Here is a 22148-nt window from a genome sequence, read left to right as displayed (position 1 = left end):
ACTGCCGCTACGGCGGGTGCTGATCGATCCGCCGAAACGGCTGTGGCGCAGAAGAGTTCGGAACCGCTGCCGCAACCCGGGTTGATCGGTCTGGAAGAGCCGAGCACCGCCGCGGCCCCTGCGACACCCGGCGCTGCGCTCTCGGCTGTGGGCGAGGCTGCGCAATCGGCCGCGTCGCAGTCGGCTCCCGTGGCGCCCGACAGTGTGTCCCCAGCTGTGGGTGATGCCGTGCATCCGGCCACGTCGCAGTCGGCTCCTGTGGCGCCTGACAGTGTGTCCCCAGCTGTGGGTGATGCCGTGCATCCGGCCACGTCGCAGTCGGGTCCCGTGGCACCCGGCAATGTGTCCCCGGCTGTGGATGGTGCTGCGCAATCGGCTGCTTCGCAGTCGGCCCTCGCGGAATCCGCCGGTGCTGATCCGGCTGCACCGGAGATCGTCGCCGGTGTGCCGAGTGCCGCGCCTGCGGCTGCGGCCGGCAATTCTGGGTTGAACGCGGAACCCGTTGCTGCTCAGCCTGATTCGAAGCCCGTTCGCGCCACTGCGGAGTGGGGTGCGCCGGTCGGCAAGGCGCCCGCGGCGGGCACTGCCGCGGACTCGGAGTCCGAGGAGCCTGCGGCGGGTGCGGAGCCGGTCGCCGCGGCGCAGTCCGGGGACGCCGTTTTGCAGGAGATCGAAGCCGCTTGGGCGGATATCCGGGCCAAGGTGCGGGAGTTCGGGGCGGCGGTGCAGGCGCTGCTGTCCGGGGCGAGCGTGGCTCGGGTCGAAGGGGCGACGATCGTTTTCGCGCATCAGCACGCACCGCTGGCGCAGCGGTTGTCGCAGCCGAAGAACCTGGAGGCGGTGCGGTCGGCGGTCAAGGCCGTGCTGGGGCGCGATCATGACGTGAAGTGGGAGGTCGGGGGCGCGGGGTCGGCCCCGGCGGCTCGGGGCGGGTCGACCGCACCGGGTGGGCGCGGGCCGGCGACCAAGGAGGCCGAGAAGAAGGCGGCGCCGAAGTTCTCGCGGCCGAGCCAGGCGAAGGGGGCGGCCGCGGCTGCGCCGGCTCCCGAGGCGCCTACCGGGTGGGGGAATGCTCCGGCCGCGGCTCCTGCGGCGCCGGCCGCGCCTGTGCAGGCCCCGGCCGGTACGGGTTCGGGCGGATCGGGTCAGGGTGCGTCCGCACCGCAGGTGACGCCTTACGAGGACGATATTCCGCTGCCGGACGGCCCGGACCTTCCGGACGACCCGGGGGCTGTTGACTACCCGCCAGTAGGTTATGACGGCGTTCCACCTGCCACTACGGAGGAGGAAGAGCGGGAGATGCTGGAGGATGCGGCGAAGCCGGTGCCGGCCGGGGAGCGGCGCGACCCGGATGATGTGGCGCTGGAGCTGTTGCGTGCCGAGTTGGGGGCCACACCGCTGGAGGGTTGACAGTTCGCCTATGGAGGGCCTTAAGTTAACCGGAGTTCGCATCGCGGCGTACTATGATCGGGTGGCCGTGAGTTCTGGTTCGGTGAGGTTCTAAGGTATGCCCAGGCGTACGGGCTACTGGCGAGTCAACTAACTGGTTCCTGTCGCAGTTTGTACAGCGTCAGGACGGTCGGTTCGAGAGAACCGATCGGCGAGGGTAACCCGCGGCCAACCCGCACAACGCGGTGTCGGCGCACCTAAGAGAGGACAACTCGGATATGACCACTGAGGCCTACATTTACGAGGCCATCCGCACTCCGCGCGGCAAGAACCGCAAGGGCTCGCTGCACTCGGTCAAGCCGATCGACCTGACCACCGGTCTGGTCGCGGAGCTGCGGAACCGGTTCCCGAACCTGGACGAGGATCGCATCTCGGACATCATCCTGGGCGTCGTCTCGCCCGTGGGTGATCAGGGTGCCGATATCGCCCGCACCACCGTTCTCGCCGCGGGTCTGCCCGACACCGTCGGTGGCGTCCAGATCAACCGCTTCTGCGCCTCGGGTCTGGAAGCCGTCAACCTGGCCGCCCAGAAGGTCCGCTCCGGCTTCGAGGACCTGGTCATCGCCGGTGGCGTGGAGTCCATGTCCCGCGTGCCGATGGGCTCCGACGGCGGCGCCATGTTCATGGACCCGAAGACCTCCTACGAGGCCTACATTGTCCCGCAGGGCATTTCGGCCGACCTGATCGCCACCATCGAGGGCTTCACCCGCGACGATGTCGACGCCTACGCCGTGCGCTCGCAGGAGCTGGCCGCCAAGGCGTGGGACGCCGGCTACTTCTCCCGCTCGGTCGTGCCGGTCAAGGACATCAACGGCCTGACCGTGCTCGACAACGACGAGCACATGCGTCGCGGCACCACCGCCGCCGACCTGGGCAAGCTGAACCCGGCCTTCGCCGGCATCGGCGAGATGGGCGGCTTCGACGCCGTCGCCATGCAGCGCTACACCTACGTCGAGAAGATCGACCACGTGCACACCGGCGGTAATTCCTCCGGCATCGTCGACGGCGCCGCGCTGGTGCTGGTCGGCTCCGAGGAGGCCGGCGCCGCTTCGGGTCTGACCCCGCGCGCCCGCATCGTCGCCACCGGCATCTCCGGCGCCGACGCCACCATCATGCTGACCGGTCCGACCCCGGCCGCGCACAAGGCCCTCGCCAAGGCGGGCCTGACCGTGGACGACATCGACCTGTTCGAGATCAACGAGGCGTTCGCCTCCGTGGTGCTGAAGTTCCAGAAGGACCTGCAAATCCCGGACGAGAAGCTGAACGTCAACGGCGGCGCCATCGCCATGGGCCACCCGCTGGGCGCCACCGGCGCCATGATCACCGGCACCATGATCGACGAGCTGCACCGCCGCAACGGTCGCTACGCCCTGATCACCCTGTGCATCGGCGGCGGCATGGGCGTCGCCACCATCATCGAGCGCGTCTGACGCCCACCCGAGACTTTTCAGGAGAACGAAACACAATGACTGAGAACATGATCGGCTGGGAAAAGGACGCCGACGGCATCGTCGTGCTGACCATGGACGACCCGAACCAGGGCGCCAACACCATGAACCAGCTCTACAAGGACTCCATGCGGGCCACTGTGGACCGCCTGGTCGCCGAGAAGGACGACATCACCGGTGTCGTCATCACCTCCGCGAAGAAGACCTTCTTCGCCGGCGGTGACCTCAAGAACATGATGCAGACCACCAAGGCCGACGCCGCTGCCATCATGGAAGAGCTCACCTTCATCAAGGACGACCTGCGTCGTCTGGAGCAGCTGGGCAAGCCGGTCGTCTCCGCCATCAACGGCGCTGCCCTCGGCGGCGGCCTGGAGATCACCCTCGCCACCCACTACCGCATCGCGGCCGATGTGAAGGGCGTGCAGCTGGGTCTGCCCGAGGTCTCCCTCGGTCTGCTCCCCGCCGGTGGCGGCGTCACCCGCATCACCCGCATGCTGGGCATCGCGAACGGCCTGATGGGCGTGCTGCTCCAGGGCCAGAAGTTCAACGCGCAGAAGGCCAAGGCCACCGGCCTGATCAACGAGGTCGTCGGCTCGGTCGAGGAGCTGGTCCCGGCCGCCAAGGCGTGGATCAAGGCCAACCCGGACAAGGGCGTGCAGCCCTGGGACGTCAAGGGCTACAAGATCCCCGGCGGCACCCCGACCACCCCGGCGCTCGCCGCCAACCTCCCGGCGTTCCCGGCCAACCTGCGCAAGCAGCTCAAGGGCCAGAACATGCCGGCGCCGCAGGCCATCATGGCCGCCGCGGTCGAGGGCGCGCAGGTCGACTTCGACTCCGCGTCGCTGATCGAGTCGCGCTACTTCGTCTCGCTGCTGACCGGCCCGGTCGCGAAGAACATGATCCAGGCGTTCTTCTTCGACTTGCAGGCCATCAACAACGGCGGTTCGCGTCCGAAGGACATCCCGAAGCGCGAGATCAAGAAGGTCGGCGTCATCGGCGCGGGCATGATGGGCGCGGGCATCGCGTACGTCACCGCCAAGGCCGGCATCGAGGTCGTCCTCAAGGACGTCACCATCGAGGCCGCCAACAAGGGCAAGAACTACTCCGAGAAGATCGAGGAGAAGGCGCTTTCCCGCGGTAAGACCACCCCGGAGAAGTCCGCCGAGCTGCTGGCTCGCATCACCCCCACCGCCGATCCCAAGGATTTCGCGGGCGTGGACTTCGTGATCGAGGCCGTCTTCGAGAAGCCCGAGCTCAAGAACGCGGTCTTCCAGGAGATCGAGGACATCGTCGACGCGGATGCGCTGCTCGGCTCCAACACCTCGACCCTGCCCATCACCCTGCTCGCCAATGGCGTGAAGCGGGCCGAGGACTTCATCGGCATCCACTTCTTCTCGCCGGTCGACAAGATGCCGCTGGTCGAGATCATCAAGGGCGAGAAGACCTCTGACGAGGCGCTGGCCCGGGTGTACGACTACACCCTCGCGATCCGCAAGACCCCGATCGTGGTCAACGACTCGCGTGGCTTCTACACCTCGCGCGTCATCGGCAAGTTCATCAACGAAGCCATCATGATGCTCGGCGAGGGCGTCGACCCGCAGACCATCGAGCAGGCCGGTTTGCAGGCGGGCTACCCGGCGGCGCCGCTGAAGCTGTCGGACGAGTTGAACTTCACCACCATGCAGAAGATCTACAAGGAGACCGCCGAGGCGATCATCGCCGCCGGTGGCGAGATCGACGCCGCCTCCGGCGCGACCGCGCAGATCCTCGACAAGCTGGTGGAGGAGTTCGACCGCAAGGGCAAGGCCGGCGGCGCGGGCTTCTACGACTACGTCGACGGCAAGGCCACCAACCTGTGGCCCGAGCTGCGTACCCTGTTCAAGACCTCGCGGGAGCTGCCGGAAGGCGTCACCCTCCAGGACCTGAAGGACCGCATGCTCTTCGCCGAGGCCATCGAGACCCAGAAGTGCTTCGACGAGAACGTGCTGACCTCGACCGCGGATGCGAACATCGGTTCCATCTTCGGTATCGGGTTCCCGGCCTGGACCGGTGGCACCCACCAGTTCATCGTCGGCTACCCGGGTGGACAGGAAGCCTTCGTGGCGCGCGCCGACGAGCTGGCCGCCAAGTTCGGCGACCGCTTCCAGGTTCCCGCCTCGCTGCGTAAGTAGTAGTCCGGTTGCGGGCGCAAATGCGCCACTGACCTAGGGATTCGAACGGCCCGGATCGCGTTTGTCGCGGTCCGGGCCGTTGTGCATGCTGGAGATGCTTGGGCGTGTTCGTCCGGGTTACTCGTAGCTGTGTCGATTCGTGTACGCCTGCGTCCGGACCGCGCTACGTTGGAATATGCGCGGGTGAAGACCGGAACAGCCCGTACGCGGTTTGGTACGCGCTCTTTCCAGTTCGAGGTGGCCAGAGATGAATCCACAGGCGCGCCCGGGAGGCTCCCGGAGTGAATCCACCGGAGCCGAATCCGCCACAGCGGCGTATATCCCCATGACCATCACCGACGAGCTCGAGGCCATGGGCCTGTTCGACGCCGAGGAGATCGGTCGCGGCGGGTTCGGTGTCGTATTCCGTTGTGCGCAAAAGACGCTGGATCGGATTGTAGCCGTGAAGGTGCTCTCCTCGGAGATAGACGAGGAGAGCCGGGAGCGGTTTCTGCGCGAGGAACAGGCCATGGGGCGGCTGTCCGGGCATCCGAATATCGTCGACATTCTTCAGGTCGATGTGACGCCTGCGGGCCAGCCGTTCATCGTCATGCCGTACGCCGTGCACGGGTCGCTGGAGCGCCTGGTCCGGGAGAACGGTCCATTGACCTGGGAGGATTCCCTGCGGGTCGGGGTGAAGCTGGCGGGGGCCATCGAGAGCGCGCATCGCGCCGAGATCCTGCACCGGGATGTGAAGCCGGCCAATGTGCTGCTCAGCCGGTACGGCGAACCGCAGCTCACCGACTTCGGAATCGCCCGCATCCCAGGCGGATTCCGCACCTCCACCGCGCTGATCACCGGCTCGCCCGCCTTCACCGCGCCCGAGGTGCTCAAGGGCGACGAGCCGACGGTGCGCTCGGATGTGTACGGCCTCGGCTCCACCATGTTCGCCCTGCTGACCGGGCACGCCGCCTACGAGCGGCAGGCGGGGGAGAAGGTGGTCGCCCAGTTCCTGCGCATCACCAGCCAGCCGCTGCCGAACCTGCGCGAGCACGAAATCCCCTCCGATGTCGCGGCGGCCATCGAAGCGGCCATGGCGACGGACCCGCGTGATCGGCCCGCCAGCGCGGAGGAGTTCGGGGAACTGCTGCGCGGGGTGCAGAGCGAGCACGGACAGGTGCCCGACGAGATGGCCCTGCTCGACGGGGAGCTCACCGGCACCGCCGACGGGACGGATCCCACCGGCACGCAAGGCTATTCGCGGCAGCGCACCGGAACGGTGGTGACCGCGCCGCGCGGCCGGTCGCTCTCCTTCCGGCCGGCCGGGCCGTTCACCGAAGCGTTCCCCAATACCGGCACGACATCGCTGGGCAATACGCTGCCCCCTACGGCCACCACGAAATTCCGGCCGCCGAAACCCGCGCGCGAACCGGTGCCCCGGCCGCGGCTGCTGGAACCGCTGCGGGCGGGCGGGCGCCGGCGGCTGGCGGTCATCCACGGTCCGGCGGGCTTCGGCAAGAGCACGCTGGCCGCGCAATGGTGCGCCGAGCTCACCGATCGCGGAATGTCGGTGGCGTGGATCGCCATCGACCGCGACGACGACAACGAGGTGTGGCTGCTGGCGCACATCATCGCGGCCATTCACCGGGTGCGGCCGGAGATCGGGGCCGGTCTGGAGCAGGTGCTCGAGGAACGGACCGCCGAAGCGGTGCCGTACGCGGTTTCCGCGCTCATCGACGAAGTGCACGCCGGCGGCAGCACCGTGGTGGTGATGGTGGAGGACTGGCATCGGATCACCGATCACGGCGCGCACCGGGTGATGGACGCTCTGCTCGACAATGGTTGCCACCATTTGCGTTTCGTGATCACCAGCCGCGAGCACACCGGCCTGCCGGTGAGTCGGATGAAGGTGGCCGACGAGCTGGTCGAGATCGGCTCCGCGCAGCTGCGGCTGACCCCCGAGGAGACCCGGCAGATCCTGGTGGAGCGCACCGGGCTGGAGCTCACCGACCGGCAGGTGGAGCAGATCCACACCGCCACCGACGGCTGGCCGGCCGCGATTCAGTTGGCGAGCCTGTCGCTGCGCCATGCCGGGCAGGACGCGGATCAGCTGATCGCGCGGCTGTCCGGGGACAACAAGTCGATCCGGGACTATCTGGCCGAGAACGTGCTGGACGCGCTGGAACCGCGCATGCTCGAATTCCTCGGCGCCATAGCGATTCCCGAGCGCGTGAACGCCTCGCTGGCGGAGGCGCTGACCGGTATGGCCGATGCGGCGCAGCTGCTGGAGCAGGCCGAGCAGCGGGAACTGTTCGTGCACCGGCTCTCCGACGATTCGAACTGGTACCGAATGCAGCCGATGGTGGCCGAGCATCTGCGGGCGCGCCTGGAGCGTTCGCAACCGGGTGTGGGGAAAGCCCTGCACCGCAAGGCATCCCGCTGGTTCGCCGAGCATCAGCTGCTGCGGCAGTCGGTGGATCACGCGCTGGCGGCCACCGATTTCAAGTTCGCGCTCGACCTGGTCGAGAACGGCGGCATGGATCTGATCGATCGCTCGCGGCTGGCGACGCTGTTCGGGACGGTCTCGAAACTTCCTGTGCAGCAGGTGACTTCGCGTTCCAAGCTGCTGATGGCGCTGGCGCGCGCCAATGTGAACCTGCAACAGTCCGGGGCCGCCCGCACCGCGCTGGGCCGTCTCTCCAATATGCTGGCCCGCAGTTCGCCCACCGATACCGAGGCGGTGAACCAGCGTTGCCAGGCCGCGGTGCTCGGCGCGGCCGATCGGATCGCGCGCGATCGCACCGAGGGTGTGCTGGAGCGCCTCGCCGACTGCCTGCGCCTGGCCGACGAGCTTCCGGCCTGGACGGTGTCCACCGCCGCGAATCTCGCTTCCTACGTGCGCCTTTGCGAATTCGACTTCGTCGGCGCACGGGAAACGCAGGACTGGGCCGCGCCCTATCACGCCCGCTCCGCCGACCCGCTGGGCGAAGTGTTCGGCCTCTGCGGGCAGGGTGCCGCCGCCTACGAACAGCTCGATATCGCCGCCGCCGACCAGTGTTTCGACCTGGCCTGGCAGACCGCCCGGGATCGCTCCGGTCCGCGCTCACACGCGGTCCGGGTGGCCGCCGCCCTGCTGGGTGAGGTCACCTACCGGCGCGGCGACCTGGACGGCGCCGAACGCCTGCTCGATCAAAGCCACGAACTGCTCCCGAAGGTCGGCCCGGTCGACTTCCTCATTCCGATCTTCGTGATCGGCGCCCGGGTGAAGGCGGTGCGTGGCGACCTGGAGACCGCCACGGCCCGGCTCGACGAAGGCGCGCGTATCGCGGTGGACCGCAAGCTCACTCGCCTGGCCGCCCATATCCGGGCCGAACGATTGCGGCTCGGCCTGCCCACCGATCCCTTGACCGCCGGCCTGGTCACCGACCCCATGGTCCGTCCGGTCCGTCATGCCACCGGCGCCGCCGCGCTGGGCGCGGAGGCCGAGGAGATAGCCACCGTCCGGGCCCTGCTCTACCGCCATTACAACGGCGACGACCGGGCCCCCGACGATTTCGCCCCGCTCGGCACCGACGACACCGCCGTCAAACGCGCCCGCGCGCTGCACGGCCGCATTCGCGAACAGCACCGTCCCCGGGCCGAACTCGACACCGCCATCCTGCTCGCCGAATGCCTCTCCGCCGCCGGCTGGATGGGCGAATCCATCGCCACCCTCACCCCCGCGGTGGTGCGCTGCGCCGAACTCGGCTGGACCCGCCCGCTTTTGGACGCCGGCCCGGGCGTACTCGGCATCCTGCGTACTCTTCGCAACGAAATGCCTTTGGGCACAGTCGATTCGGTGGAGATCCCCCGCAACTTCCTGGACGGCCTGCTCTGAGCGAAAGCCCCGACAGGCATCCCGGAGGCAATTCACAGCGTTTCTCGAGGAACGCGGGCGATGATCACCGTCGTGCCTCCACCGCCGCCGACCCCAGGTCAATCGGGTAGCCGGGCCTTTCATCACGGCCTGTCGCTGCTGCACGGCTGGGTGCCGCAGGTGTTGCTGTTCGTGGCGGTGCTGCTGCTGGTGGTGGCGTTCGCGCGGGCTTCGCGGCGGTGGTGGGCGGTGTGGGTGCCGGTCTGCGCGGTCGCGGGGCTGGCGGCCGCGTGGGGTGCCTGGGCCTACATGAATGATGAAGGGCTGGCGTCGAATCCGGCTCCGATGCTGTTGTGGGTGTGTATCGGGGTGACGGTGGCGGCGCTGGTGGCCGCGGTGGCGGGGCTGCGGTCGGGGGCGCTCTGGCAGCGGGTGGTGGCGGTGCTCGCGGTGCCGGTCGCCCTGCTGAATGCGAGCGTGGTGCTGAATCAATGGGTGGGCTACTACCCGACGGTGCAGTCGGCGTGGGCGGCGGCGACCGCGGAGCCGCTGCCGCATCAGACCGATCCGGATGAGCTGGCGGCGCTGCGGAATACCGATGTCGGGCCCGGACGAATAGTGCCGGTGGATATCCCGGAGTCGGGCAGCGATTTCCGGCATCGGACCGAGTACGTGTACTTGCCGCCCGCCTGGTTCGAAGGCGCCGAACCGCCCGCGTTACCGGTGGTGATGATGATCGGCGGGGAGTTCAACACCCCGGCCGATTGGGTGCGCAGCGGCCAGATCATGCCCGCCGTCGACGATTTCGTGGCGGGCAACGGGGGAGTGGCCCCGGTGCTCGTATTCGTCGATGCCGGTGGCAGTTTCAACAACGACACCGAATGCGTGAACGGTCCGCGGGGCGATGCCGCCGACCATCTGACCCGGGACGTGCCTGATTACCTGAAGTCGGAGTTCGGGGTCGCGCGCGATCCGGCGCGGTGGGCGGCGGTCGGCTGGTCCATGGGCGGCACCTGCGCGGTGGATCTCGCGGTCATGCATCCCGAATTACTGCACACCTTCGTGGATATCGCCGGTGACGCCGGACCGAACTCGGGCAGCAAGGAACAATCCATTCGCCGCTTGTTCGGCGGCGACGCGCAGGCTTGGGCGGCTTTCGACCCCGCGACGGTGATGGCGAAGCACGGCCCGTACGCCGATACGGTCGGCCTCTTCGACGATCTGACGCCGCCCCAGCGGCAGGGCGGATACGGTCGCAATCGCCCCACTCGTACTGCGGTGGAGGATGATTCGGCCGGTTACGGCGGTCGAGACGCCGTCTACGACAGCGGTGAGGTCGGCGCCGCGGCGGCCCTGTGTGAACAGGGCCGCCGGGTCGCCATCGACTGCACGGTGTACACCACCGAAGGCGGTCACACCTGGCAGTTCGCCGCCGCGGCCTTCACCTCGGCATTCCCCTGGCTGACCGAACGCCTGGGCGCGGTCCGAGCGTCGGCTACGCCTTCCACCAGGGGCGCAGGGGAACAGTCCACGCCTGGTCGGCCCCCAGCTTGACGCCGAGGACCTGGTGTAGCTGCACCACATTGCGTTCGAACCCGAGCTGACAGCCCGCCATATATAGCCCCCACACCTTGGCGGTCCCGTCGCCGACCTCCTCGACGGCGGCATCCCAGTTCTGCACCAGGTTGTCGCACCATTCGGCCAGGGTGAGCGCGTAGTGGTACCGCAGGTTCTCCTCGTGCAGCACCTCCAGCCCCACGTTCTGCGCCTCGGAGATGATCCGCCCCGATCCGGCCAGCTCCCCGTCCGGGAACACGTACCGGTCGATGAAATCGCCCGCCTTGGTGGTGTGCTTGTTGTCGGGCCGGGTGATGGAGTGGTTGAGGAACAACCCGCCGTCGCGCAGCTTCGACTTCATGAACTCGAAGTAGGCCGGGTAGTTGTGCACCCCGATGTGTTCGGTGAGCCCGATGGAGGAGACCGCGTCGAACCCGGATTCCCGCACGTCGCGGTAGTCGGAGTGCCGCACCTCGGCCAGCTCGGCGAGTCCTTCCTCGGCGATCTTGGCCTGCGCCCATTCGGCCTGCTCGGCCGAGAGCGTCGCCCCGATCACCTTGACCCCGCGCTTGGCCGCGTACCGCACCATGCCGCCCCAGCCGCAGCCGATATCGAGCAGCCGGTCCCCGGCCTTCAGGTTCAGCTTCTCGAAGACCAGCCGGTACTTGTTCTCCTGCGCCTGTTCCAGGGTCCAGGCCGGATCCTCGTACGCCGCGCAGGTGTAGGTCATGGACGGCCCCAGCACGTACTCGTAGAACGTATTGGAGACGTCGTAGTGATGGTGGATGGCTTCCGCGTCGCGAGTCTTGGAGTGCCGCAATCCTTCCAGCGCGATGCGCCGCCAGCGCGGCAGCGTCTCCTGCGGCGGCGGCGCGACCGGCTTGAGCAGTTCCCAGCCCAGCGAGCGCGCGATGACCACCAGCTGCATGGCGGTGGGCCGGCGGAACTTCATGTTCGCCATGGCCTTGAGCAGCTCGTAGGGATCGCCGGGGTGCACGCCGTGGGCGACCATGTCACCGGAGATGTAGGCGCGCGCCATGCCGAGGTCGCCGGGTGCGGTGGCGATGTAGTTGACCCCGCGCGGCGTCTTGATCTCCAGGCCGAATTCGGAGTCCTCGGGCCCGGTGCTGCTGCCGTCGTAGGCGGTCAGCCGGATGGGTACGGGGCCATCGATGAGGGTCTCGAAGATCTCGGCAATGGTGAGCTTGGTTCCGAGCTCGGCGAATACGTCGGAACGGTCCTTGAACGTGGTCATTTGCGTTGCACCGCCTTCGAATACAGATCCAGCAAACGATGATCCGGGTCGTAGTGCTGCTTGAGCTGCTTGTAGGTGTCGCCGCCGTAGTACAGCGCGGCGAAGTCTTCCTCGGAGTAATAGGCGTCCGAGTACAGGGATTTATGCCCGTCCAGCCGCGAGACCTCGGCCTCGATGGCGCGATTGGCCGCGCCCTCGACCTGTCCGGCCACGGTGGGCACCGCCGACCAGAAGCCGATGTTCACATAGGTGCGGCCCGGTTCCAGCGGGTAGAGCGGCCACGGCTGCTCACCCTCGGTGTCCCGCAATCGCAAGGGGCACAGCCAGATCGGTTCGATGGGAATCTCACGCAGGAACCAGTCCAGGAAGTCGGCGGTGCGCTCGATCGGCACCTCGATGTCCTGCACCACCCGCTCGCGCGGCAGATTTCCCTGCCGCGCTTCGAGCTTGTCGCCGATGTGGTACTTGTGATCGAGCGCGATCAGCTTCCAGTAGAAGCTGGAGCGCAGGTACTTCTTCGGCCAGAAGCGCCGGATCTTCGGGTTCTGGGTGCCGAAAGCCCGTGAGCACCAGAACCAGTCGGTGTCCCAGCGCCACAGGTAGTCGGCGATGGTGAGCCGGTCCCGCTTGGGTGTCCCGGCATCGTGCTGAATGGACCGGTAGTAGATGTCCATACCGGTGTAATCGCTGGTCGGGCCGGGTTCGTCGGTCTGGCGGCCGACGGTCAGATAGCTTTCGCCCGCACTGAACACCACGCCGTCGAGGTAGTCGACCCGCTCCCCGGCATACGAGCGGTCCGCGATGATCTGCGCCATGGTCGCCTCCAGCTCCCGCAGATCATGAAACCTGATGTGCCGCAATGCCACATACGGTTCCACCGCTTCCAGCTCGATTCGTAACCGAGTCGAATAGCCCAGCGTCCCATAGGAGTTGGGAAAGCCCCGGTAGAGATCGGCGTGCTCGTTGTCCCGGGTGGCGGTGATGATCTCCCCGGCTCCGGTCAGCACATCGATCTCCAGCACCGATTCGTGCGGCAGGCCGTTGCGGAACGAGGTCGATTCGATGCCCAGCCCGGTGACCGCCCCGCCCAGCGTGATGGTCTTGAGCTGCGGCACCACCAGCGGCGCCAGCCCGTATTTCAGGGTGGTCGCGACCAGATCCTCATAGGTGGTCATCCCGGCCACATCGGCGGTCCGGGCTTCCCGGTCCACCGCGATGACCTGGTTCAATCCGGAGACGTCGAGCCCGGGTGCGGGGTTCTTGGCCCGGGCGCGGAAGAGATTGGACGTCTTCTTGGCCAGGCGAACGTTGGCATCGGGTGGGATGGCGCGATAGGACGCCAGCAGTCGATCGACGCCTGCCCGATGCGCGGCGAAACCCGATTCCTGTGCGGCCGGTGCGCGGCCGGCCTTCCCCAACAGACTCACTGCCACCCTCGGAACCTATCGTGGACCGGTCGGTCCGGCCAGCAAGATGACACCGGCGGGGCGGTTTTTCACGCAAGGTTTTCGTGGGTGTCTACCGCCCTCACCTGCTTCTGTCCGAGTCTATTCCCGCTGCCGAAGTGAATATTCTTACGCTTGCTAACTATCTGGTGGCCAGAAAGTCCGATTCCCGCCGGAATTCGGCCGTCAGCCCGACCGCCCCGCCCGCCACCATCAAGCCGCCGATGCTCAGCAGAATCCAGGGCGCCCAGCCGCTGTCCGCACGCTGCTGATCGAAGGAGCGGGTGGTGGTGCGGCCGTTGCGGGTGATGGAGCAGTTGTCGCCCGGATGCATCTGGCGCCAGCCGCACATCACCTTGCCGGAGCTGTCCGCCAGCGAGGCCGTGCCACCGATGATGAGACCGGCCCCGAAAACGGCACAGAGCAGATAGGGCACCGCGTCCTTGACGCGACGCACGGTGTGCATGGCGAGCGTTCTCCTCGAAAAACCCGGTACGGCAGCAGGATCCGGCCGGATCGCTGCGGCGTAGCATAGCGGGACCGGGCCGCGCTCACAGCCGCTCGTCGAGCGGGATCTGCCGGATCTGCGGTTGATACGGCTCCAGCTCACCGACCTCGAACCGGTACATGCCGATCACCTGCCAGAACTGGCCCGCCGTCAGCCCCTCCGTCTTGTAGCGGCCGTCGGGGGTGAAGGACACCCAGCCCTCGGGCAGCCCGAGCAGGGTGGCGAGCAGCGCCGGCGGGTCACCCATCGACCACAGCATCACGCAGCCGTCGTTCCCGCCGCTCACCAGCAGGCTGCCGGTGGGGTCGAAAGCCAAGGACCGCACCCGGTTTCGATGCCCCGCCAGGCTGTGCAGCAGCTGCCCGGAGGCCAGATCCCACAGTTGGATCACCAGATCGTCGCCCGCGGTGGCGAGCAGTCCGGCATTGCGATCCACCGCCGCGCACCAGAGCTTGCCGTGGTGTTCGCTGAGCCGGTACAGCGGTTGCTCGGCCCGCGGGTTCCACACCCGCACCGTGGCATCCCAGGAGACGCCGGCCAGCCGGTCCGCGTGCACCGCCACCCCGTAGACGCGCTTGAGCGGTTCGGATTCCCGAGTGTCCCAGCTGGATTCGCCCTGCTGCCGGTCGGAGAGCGTATCCAGCAGCGCGCCGGTGGCGACCTCCCACACCCGGATCTTGCCGTCATCGCAGCCGGTGGCCATGCGCCCGCCGTCCGCGGTGAAGGTGATGGAGCGTACCCGCCCCCGGTGCTCACCGCAGACCGCGTGCTCCCCACCGGTATTCAAGGTCCACAGGGTGACGGTGTCGTCGTCGTTGGCGGTGGCGATGAGCTGACCGGTCGGGTCGTAGGCCATGGCCCAGACCGGTGCGGAATCGATGGTGATGCGCCGTTCGTGCACGCTCCCGTCGACCGCGAACACCCGCAGCGTCCCGTCCCGGGCGACGGTCGCCAGCTGATTCGGATCGGTCGGCGAGAACACCGCCCAGTCCAGGGTCACGATGCCGTCGTCGTCGCCCTCGATCCGCCGGGCCAGCTGTCCGGTCCCGGAATCCCACAGCCGGACGCTGCCGTCATTGCCGCAGCCCGCGATGAGGGTGCCGTCCGCGTTGACCGAGACGCCCCGCACGTGGCGGCCGTGTCCGGTCAGCACATGACAGCAGGTCCCGCTGACCGGATCCCACACCCGCAGCGCGGATTGCCCGTCGGCCACGGCCAATTGGCTGCCGTCGGGCCGGAAGGAGAACGGCCAGATCGAGCTGGTGTGCCCCGCCAGCCGATGCCGGGGCGCGCCGTCGGCGGCATCGCGCACGAAGACCAGTCCGGCCGCGTCGCCGGTCGCCAGCAGCCCGCCGGCCGGATCGAAACTCAGCCAGTGCACTGGGACATTGCCGTGCTCGGTGCGCTCTCGGAATACCGTGCCCGCCGATGCATTCCAGAGGATGACGGCCCCGGCATTGTCGCCGCTGGCCAGCACCGCCGGATCGGCGGGATGAAATGCCAAGGTGTAGACGCTGCCCCGGTGCCCTGCCAGGGTCCGCACCCCGCCCGTCAGATCCCAGATCGCCAGCCGCCCGTTCGCTCCGCCCACCGCCAGCCGGGTGCCGGTCGGATCCCAGGCCAGTCGCCGGACCGATTCGGGATCGCCTGGCAGGGTGGCGATTTCGGTCCCGTCGCGGCTGTCCCACACCCGGATGGTGCCGTCCTGGTACCCCGCCGCCAGCCGATCGCCGTGGAAGGCCAGGCTGAAGATCCGCTGCGCGAAGCCCCGCGGCGGCGCGAACCGATGCCGCAGCACCCCGCCCGGCAGCTCGAAGACCCGCACCACACCCGCCGCGTCCCCGGTGGCCAGCAGCTCGCCGCTGCCGTTCACCTCCAACGGCCACGGCCATTTCGCGAAGTCGCGCAGTAGTTTTCGCAGTTCGCCGGTGGCGGCATCCCAGATCCGCGCCGTCCCGTCCGCCGAGCCGGACACCACTACGTGCTCGGTGAAGGCGACCGCGACGGCCCGCGCCCGATGCCCCTGCAAGGTCCGCAGCGTCCGCCCGGTATCGGCCCCGTAGATGACCACCCCGCCGTAATCGCATCCCAGCGCGATGGCCCGCCCGTCCGGACTGTAGGCCAGCGGCCGCGGCAGTCGCCCGTGCTGGGTATCGATCCCGTGCCGGACTCCGATTGTCGCCGGGGCGAATTCGGTCCCCGCCGTTGTGCCCGGTACCTGAATGGCCCCCGCCAGCTCGGTATCCGCCGGCCGCCCGGCAACCTCGATCAACACGGCCCGTGTCCATCGACTGCCCGCCGCGCGGCTACCGGAAAGGTCCGCCCGCAATAGGCGGGCCGCAGTCAGATCGGCACGATCCAACGTGACGTTCACCAACGCGGCATGATCGAGCCGCGTCCGATGCAATCGCGCCCCGCTCAGATCAGCGTCCGTCAGATCGGCCCCGGTCAGATTCGCTTCGGTCAGATCCGCACCCCGCAGGTCCGCCCCGGCAACGGTCGCCCGCGCGAGGTCGGCCCCGATCAGCCGCGCACCCCGCAAGTCCGCCCGATCCAGCGCCGAATCGGAGAGTCGCGCCCGACTGAGATCCGCTCCCGCAAAATTGATGCGCCGCAAATCCCGATCCGCCAACTCGGCCCCCGCCAATATCGCATCGTGCAAATCGGCCCCCGGCATGATGTGCAGCCGCGTCGCGATCCGCACCGCATTGGCGCGAGCGATCTCCGTGGCCGGGCCACCGGGGCGGGTGTTCATATCGGCACGGCCCGATCCGGCGGCGTCAGCAGCCTCGTCGGCGCGCGTCTCGTCCCCAGCCCGAAAGGCTGCATCGGGGTCGTCGGTTTCACCGCCGGAGCCGGGGTCATCGGCGCGAGCCGAGTCGTGTGCGCGGTCGAAATCCCCAGCGGGGGCGAATCCGCCGACGGGAGTCGAGGTTCCGGATTGGTCGGCGTCGGTGGCGAGTTCGGGGTGCACGCGGGCGATCCAGGCGCGCAGGACGGTGACGTCGGCCAGATCGCAGAGGAAACCGACCGCCATATCGCTGAGGTGGCGTTGGGTCAGAGCGGCGGGGGTGGTTGCGCCGCTCCGGAATTCGTCGCTCACCTGCTTCATGACCAGCCACTCGGTCACGGAGGGGTGGATGAGGGCGAAACGGTTGTCGTCGGTGCGGACGATGAGGCTGCGGGAACCGAGGTAGTGGGCCAGGTGGGCGGGGCCGGGACGGTGCGGGCCGGTGGTGCGGTCGGCGACGCTTCGGGCGACCTCGGCCAGGTCCGCCGGGCCCAGGTCGGACAGGCCCAGGTCGGGTTCGCCTGAGTTCCAGACTCGGAGCGCGAAAAGGGTGACCGCGGACCGTAGTTCGTCGAGCCGGAGTTCGGGCTGGCCGGTGGGATCGGCGGGGGCGCGGCTGATCTCGTACTTCAGCCAGGTGTCCAGGAGAGTCTCGTAGAGCATGGTCGGGCCGATGAGTTCGCCCGCATCGGCCACGCCGCGCAGCCGGTGCTCGTCGAGTTCCGCGATGAAGCTGAGCATGCGCGGATTGCGGGCCAGCGCCAGCAACGCCGGAATGCGATGCAGCAGCAGCATCCGGTTCGCGGCCGCCGAATCCGCCTCCGGGTAGCGGTTGTCCAGGAAGTCCCGGACCTGGTCGTCGGTGAAATCCTCGATGCTGATCAGGGTGCGATCGGAGCGGGTGCGCAGGCGTTCGCCGAGTGCCATCGATACCTGGTCGCGGGAGCGGAAGTGCTGGGTGCGGGCGGCGACCACGATCTTCGCCTTGCCGATGGCGGCTTGCAGCAGGGTGTCCATATGGTCGGCGGCGCTCTCGTAGCTGAGCCGGGCGACCAGTTCGTCGAAGCCGTCGAACAGCAGCACCACCCGGCCCTGTTCGAGCATGTAGGTGAGCGCGGCCAGATTGATCCGGTCCTCGCCGTAATTCGCCAGGTGGGCGGCGATCAGGCTCTCCACGGTGCGGGTGCGGTCCAGGGTGCGCAGTTCGATGAAGAGCGGCACCAGGCTGGGTTCCGCGGCGCCGATCCGTAAAGCCAGCTCGCGCAGCGCGAATGATTTACCGCGCCCGAAATCGCCCAGCAGCAGGATGAATCGGCCGTCGTCGGCGGTCACCTGGTGCAGCAGCTCGTCGATCAGATCGGTGCGGACCTCCCGGCTCCCGCGCTCCAGGATCCGGAAGCGTTGCGGCACATAGAGGGTCGAGGCGTAGCGGGGTTCCTCGCGTAGCCGTGCCGTCTGCCTGCGCAGATAGTCGTCGAGGTCCAGCAGACCTTGGAAGTCGGTGAAGCTGCGCACCCGTACCCCGCGCAGCCCCGCGCGCTCGCGCAACTGCCGGTCCGGCGATCGGCCGCTGTAGACCAGCTCCGATCCCGGCTCCGGATCCTGATTCAGGAACTCTTCGACGATCGGCCAGGTCACCACGCCGTCGTGCGCGCCGATGCGCCATTGATCGACCACCTCGCCGCGTTTGGCGGTGACCAGCAGGCAGGGCAGATCGGCCGGGATGCGCCGCAGTTTGGCCCCGGGATAACGCACCCGGCACACCTCTTCGATCCGGTTCAGCAGCAGATCGAGCGATTTCAGGGCCGGAGCCGCCGGGATTTCGGGGGTGACGGGCGGCTTCTCGAGCGAGGTCACCGCGGGGCTCGCGGGCAGGCTCGGCGGCAGTGTCTCGGCGGCATCGCGCCAGGCGCGCTCCAGGAAAACCGGTGTACCGCTGCGGTTTTCGCACGGATACCGGGTCAACCCGTGCGCGGTCAGGTGAATGAGCTCCGCCCGTCCGGGCCCGGCGGCCGGCAGTACCGGCAGGTGCTCGCCCAGCCAGCCCAGATGAACGCCGCCCGGTCCCGGCCCGTGCAGCAGCAGGTTCAAATGCGGCGCGAGATGCCGGAACGCCGCCGCGGTATCGCGCAATAGTTCGGGATGCCACGGCGAGGTCCCCGCGTCCGGCATCGGATCGTGGCGCAGCACGCCCAGCCGGAACCAGCCCAGCCGTTCGAATTCGCGCAATTGCTCGGCGAACCACAGTGATTGCGGGTCGCCGAGGAAGCCGTAGTTGTCGTCCTCGAGATGCGTTGCCGCCAAGGTGGAGTTGAGCCCGGCCACCACCACGCGCAGTTCGGGAATCGGGAAGAGCGTCCAGGGTTGCGCACCGTCGAAGACCAGATCGTCCAGCCCCCGGTAGACCTCGCCGAACATGCGCTCGAACAGTTCCAGCTTGCGATAGAACGGCGGCTGCGGGCGGCGATTGTTGGCCTCGCACTCCAGAATGTAGGCCTGGCACAACGCCTTCGACACATCGTGATTGCCGGGCACCACCACGACCCGGCCGGGCTCCAGCTTGAGCAGTACCCGCAGCCCGCGCAGAAACGTGGCCGCGCTCTGGAATTCGTTCAGGTTCGCCGATTCGGTGAGGTCGCCGCTGACCACCAGCAGATCCGGCGCGGGCACCCGTTGATCGACGAGTTCGCCGACCGCGCCCCGGATCTGCGATTGCAGGGTTTCCGGATCGAAGGCGGTCTCGTCGAGGGCGGATGTCCGCCCGAAGCGCGGCCCGGCCACATGCAGGATCGACACTTCGGTGCGCCGATGCTCCGGCGGCGCACCGCCGGGATATGCGGGCGCGGTCGGCGGCCGGCGCTGCCGCCCCGGCCCGTCGGAGCCGTCGAAGCGCAGCTCTGCGGAGGACCCGAATCCGGTGCGCCGCGCCGGGAATCCGGGGCCGCTGCGGCCGCCCGGCAGCTGCGCCACCCAGTCCAGCACCTGGTCGCGCGCCGCCGCGCCATCGTCCACCTGCGCCAGATCCAGGCAGCGCACCCCCGCGGGCAGCGCCTCCAGCGAGCACCCCGCCACCCGAACGGCCAGCAGTTTGGCCGGATCCGCGTCCAGCGCCGCCTGCCACTCCGGATTGGTGTGCCGCGCCGCCACATAGTTCGGCGACCACACCACCAGCACCGCCGCCGCTTCCCGCACCCCGCGATAGGCGAAGTCGTCGAAGTCGGTGCCCGGGGCGAAGTCCCAGGATTGCAGCAGTGTCCGATATCCCGCCCCGGCCGTCTCCAGCTCCCATGCCAGCCAGGTCGCCCACCGTTCGTCGGCGGGCGAGTAGCTGATGAAGAACTCTCCGGGCCGCCCTCCCGTCGAACTCACCGCACCAGTATTACTCTGCGGAATACTTATCGGGGGCAACTGAATAGGATCGGACAGGACACGATCGTGGACTAGGCGCGCGTAGGGAGAATCGCGCGGTAACAGTGCGAGGACGGATGGAATCGGATCCACCGGCCCCCGGGCCTGAACCCGCGCCCGCGCATGCCCGCAAGCGGCTCCCCGCGGTCCTCCGCAATCGGGTGGCCGACCTGCGCGAACGGCTGAGTCTGCTGGACGGTATCCGCATCGCCCTGCTGCTGGCCGGATTGCTCTGTGTCGCTACCGGACTGCTGCCGCGGGCGGAAGCGGCCGCCAATATGCGCCGGATCGCGCCCTTGCTGCTGTTCCTGGGCAGCGTGATCGTGCTGGCCGAGCTGACCAGGCGCGCACGGGTCTTCGATGTGATCGCGCATCGGCTGGCCATCATCGCCGGCGGGAACTACGTGGCGCTGTTCCTGCTGTGCGTGCTGTTCGCGGCCACCACGACCACCGTGCTGAATCTCGACACCACCGCGGTGCTGCTCACCCCGGTCATGCTGGCGCTGGCGATCCCGGCGCGGATCGCCCCGGTGCCGCTGGCCATGACCACCCTCTGGCTGGCCAATACCGCGAGCCTGCTGTTACCGGTCTCGAACCTCACCAACCTGCTCGCCGCCGACCGGGTCGCGCTGGACGCCACCGGGTTCGCGGCCAGAATGTGGCTGCCCCAGCTGTTTTCGGTGCTGGTCACCATGGTCTGCCTGTGGTGGTGGTACTGGCGGCGGACCGAGCGCGGGGCGGAACGGTACGTGGTGCCGCAGCCGGTGCGCCCGGCGGACGGGCGCGAGCGCACCCTCATGTACACGACCGCCGGTGCGTGCGTGCTGTTCGTGCTGGCGATCCCGTTCGTCGGCGACAGCATCGGCTTGGCGGCCACCGCCGCCGCGGTCATCGCGATTCTGGCGTTCGCGCTGTTCGATCGCTCCGCGCTGCGCTGGTCGCTGATCCCTTGGCAGCTCCTGGTTTTCGTGACCGGTCTGTTTCTGGTCGTCCCCACCTTGAGCCGCTTCGGTTTGTCCGATCTGATGCACGGGCTGATCGGCGACGATTCCGGCGCAGGCGGGGCGTTCCGTGCGGCGGCCGCGGGGGCGGGGCTGTCCAACCTGGTGAACAACCTGCCCGCCTACACCGCGGGGGAAGCGGTGATCCCGGCGGGTGAGCGAAACCAATTGCTGGCCTTGCTGATCGGCACCAACGCCGGCCCGGTGATCACCCCGTGGGCCTCGCTGGCGACGCTGTTGTGCCTGGAGTTCTGCCGCACCCACGCGGTCCGGATCCCCATGCGGAAGTTCGTGCTGACGGGCGTGGTGCTCGCGGTCACCGCGACCGGCGCGGCGGTGGCCGGACTGCTGCTCACCGGCTAGAACGGATTCTCCGGACGCAGTGCGTAGCGCACGATCTCATCCACATCGCGGTCGGTGTAGGACGTCGGCAGCGGCAGCGCGAGCTGTACGAACAATCTGCGCACCTGCTCCAGGCTGGGTTCGGCGGGCGGTGTCAGATCGCCGCGGTAGCCCAGCGGAATCTGGCGCGCCTGGCGGAAACTCACCGCCAATTCCCGGGTGAAGTCCTGGTAGTGCGGTTTGCCGCGCTCGAAGAACAGTGCGGGGGTGGTCGGGTTCCGCTGGGTCATGATGACCCCGCTGGCCGACAGATCCCAGCGAAAGGTGGTGGTGCCCGAGGAGACCGCCAGATCGATGGTGAGGAACTCCGACAGCCGCGCGTGCCAATAGGCCGCCAGCACCGTCGCGAAACACTGCCTGCGAATCCGTTCGGTGGTCCACGGCCGCCCCGCCGCGCCCTGCGGTTGCAGCGAGGTCCGGTACTGGGCGTCGGCCTGGCACAGCGGCACATCGTTGGGGTCGAGGATCTCGATCTGCACCCGGAGGGTCCGCTGTTCCCGCCGCGCCTTCTCCAGCAGCATCGGCAGGGTGACCGCCCGCAGGTAGGAACCGGTGCCGCCCTTGCAAACCCATTGGTCGGTGTCGCGGCGGGCGAGGGCGTGCTGCTGCCCGATCTCCGAGCCGTAGAGCAGCCGCACCGCGGTGGTATCGCGCACGGCCCGCACCATTTCCTGCCGGTCACGCAAGAGCATGGTGGCCAGCAACGCCAGCACGGCGAGGGTGGCGGCGCCGACGAAACCCGCGGCTTTGTCCTCCGGAATCGCATCGGAGAAGGTGTCCAGGCATTGGATCAGCACGGCGATGAGCGCGATGCCCAGCACCACGACCCCGTCCAGATTGGCGCGCAACCACTTCGCGATGCGTTTCGTCATACGCGC

General features: G+C 68.4%; 10 protein-coding genes. 5 read left to right on the top strand and 5 right to left on the bottom strand.

What is annotated here, in order from left to right:
• The first annotated feature begins 1667 nt into the window (after positions 1 to 1667).
• The 4 genes from NI1_RS25825 (at position 1668) to NI1_RS25810 (ending at position 10457) form a co-directional block, all read left to right on the top strand.
• Entirely contained in the window at positions 1668 to 2879 is a 1212-nt protein-coding gene (locus NI1_RS25825) for an acetyl-CoA C-acetyltransferase (RefSeq protein WP_067825632.1), read from the top strand.
• Positions 2880 to 2914: 35 nt separating this feature from the next.
• Positions 2915 to 5068, top strand: a complete 2154-nt coding sequence (locus NI1_RS25820; RefSeq protein WP_067825630.1) for a 3-hydroxyacyl-CoA dehydrogenase NAD-binding domain-containing protein — start codon at positions 2915 to 2917, stop codon at positions 5066 to 5068.
• A gap of 325 nt (positions 5069 to 5393) precedes the next feature.
• Entirely contained in the window at positions 5394 to 8924 is a 3531-nt protein-coding gene (locus tag NI1_RS25815; protein WP_067825995.1) for a serine/threonine-protein kinase, read from the top strand.
• Between the two features lie 60 nt (positions 8925 to 8984).
• The gene (locus tag NI1_RS25810; RefSeq protein ID WP_067825628.1) at positions 8985 to 10457 is read left to right on the top strand and encodes an alpha/beta hydrolase; all 1473 of its coding nucleotides are present in this window, start codon (positions 8985 to 8987) and stop codon (positions 10455 to 10457) included.
• Here the strand turns inward: NI1_RS25810 and NI1_RS25805 are convergent.
• The 4 genes from NI1_RS25805 to NI1_RS39930 form a co-directional block, all read right to left on the bottom strand.
• Positions 10399 to 11715: a class I SAM-dependent methyltransferase gene (locus tag NI1_RS25805; protein WP_067825626.1), complete on the bottom strand. Its 1317-nt coding sequence runs from the start codon at positions 11713 to 11715 to the stop codon at positions 10399 to 10401. The two genes, NI1_RS25810 and NI1_RS25805, sit on opposite strands and share 59 nt — an antisense overlap.
• Positions 11712 to 13142 carry an FAD-binding oxidoreductase gene (locus NI1_RS25800; protein WP_067825624.1) on the bottom strand — a complete coding sequence of 477 codons (1431 nt, stop codon included), beginning with the start codon at positions 13140 to 13142 and terminating at the stop codon, positions 11712 to 11714. Before NI1_RS25800 ends, NI1_RS25805 begins: the two co-directional genes overlap by 4 nt.
• A 160-nt stretch (positions 13143 to 13302) precedes the next feature.
• On the bottom strand, positions 13303 to 13626 hold the full coding sequence (locus tag NI1_RS25795) for a hypothetical protein (RefSeq protein WP_067825622.1): 324 nt from the start codon (positions 13624 to 13626) through the stop codon (positions 13303 to 13305).
• An 85-nt stretch (positions 13627 to 13711) separates the two neighbouring features.
• On the bottom strand, positions 13712 to 19828 hold the full coding sequence (locus tag NI1_RS39930; protein WP_067825620.1) for a WD40 domain-containing protein: 6117 nt from the start codon (positions 19826 to 19828) through the stop codon (positions 13712 to 13714).
• A gap of 116 nt (positions 19829 to 19944) precedes the next feature.
• Here NI1_RS39930 and NI1_RS25785 point away from each other — a divergent pair, with 116 nt between their 5' ends.
• Entirely contained in the window at positions 19945 to 21231 is a 1287-nt protein-coding gene (locus tag NI1_RS25785; RefSeq protein ID WP_084523689.1) for an ArsB/NhaD family transporter, read from the top strand.
• Here NI1_RS25785 and NI1_RS25780 read toward each other — a convergent pair.
• Entirely contained in the window at positions 21228 to 22142 is a 915-nt protein-coding gene (locus NI1_RS25780; RefSeq protein WP_067825618.1) for a hypothetical protein, read from the bottom strand. The genes NI1_RS25785 and NI1_RS25780 overlap by 4 nt on opposite strands.
• Between the last annotated feature and the right edge of the window lie 6 nt (positions 22143 to 22148).

Origin of the sequence: Nocardia inohanensis NBRC 100128, assembly GCF_001612945.1 — a bacterium.
In the GTDB taxonomy this organism is placed as follows: Bacteria; Actinomycetota; Actinomycetes; order Mycobacteriales; family Mycobacteriaceae; genus Nocardia; species Nocardia inohanensis.
Note: the sequence above shows the minus strand (reverse complement) of the source record. Positions and strands in the feature narration are given on the sequence as shown.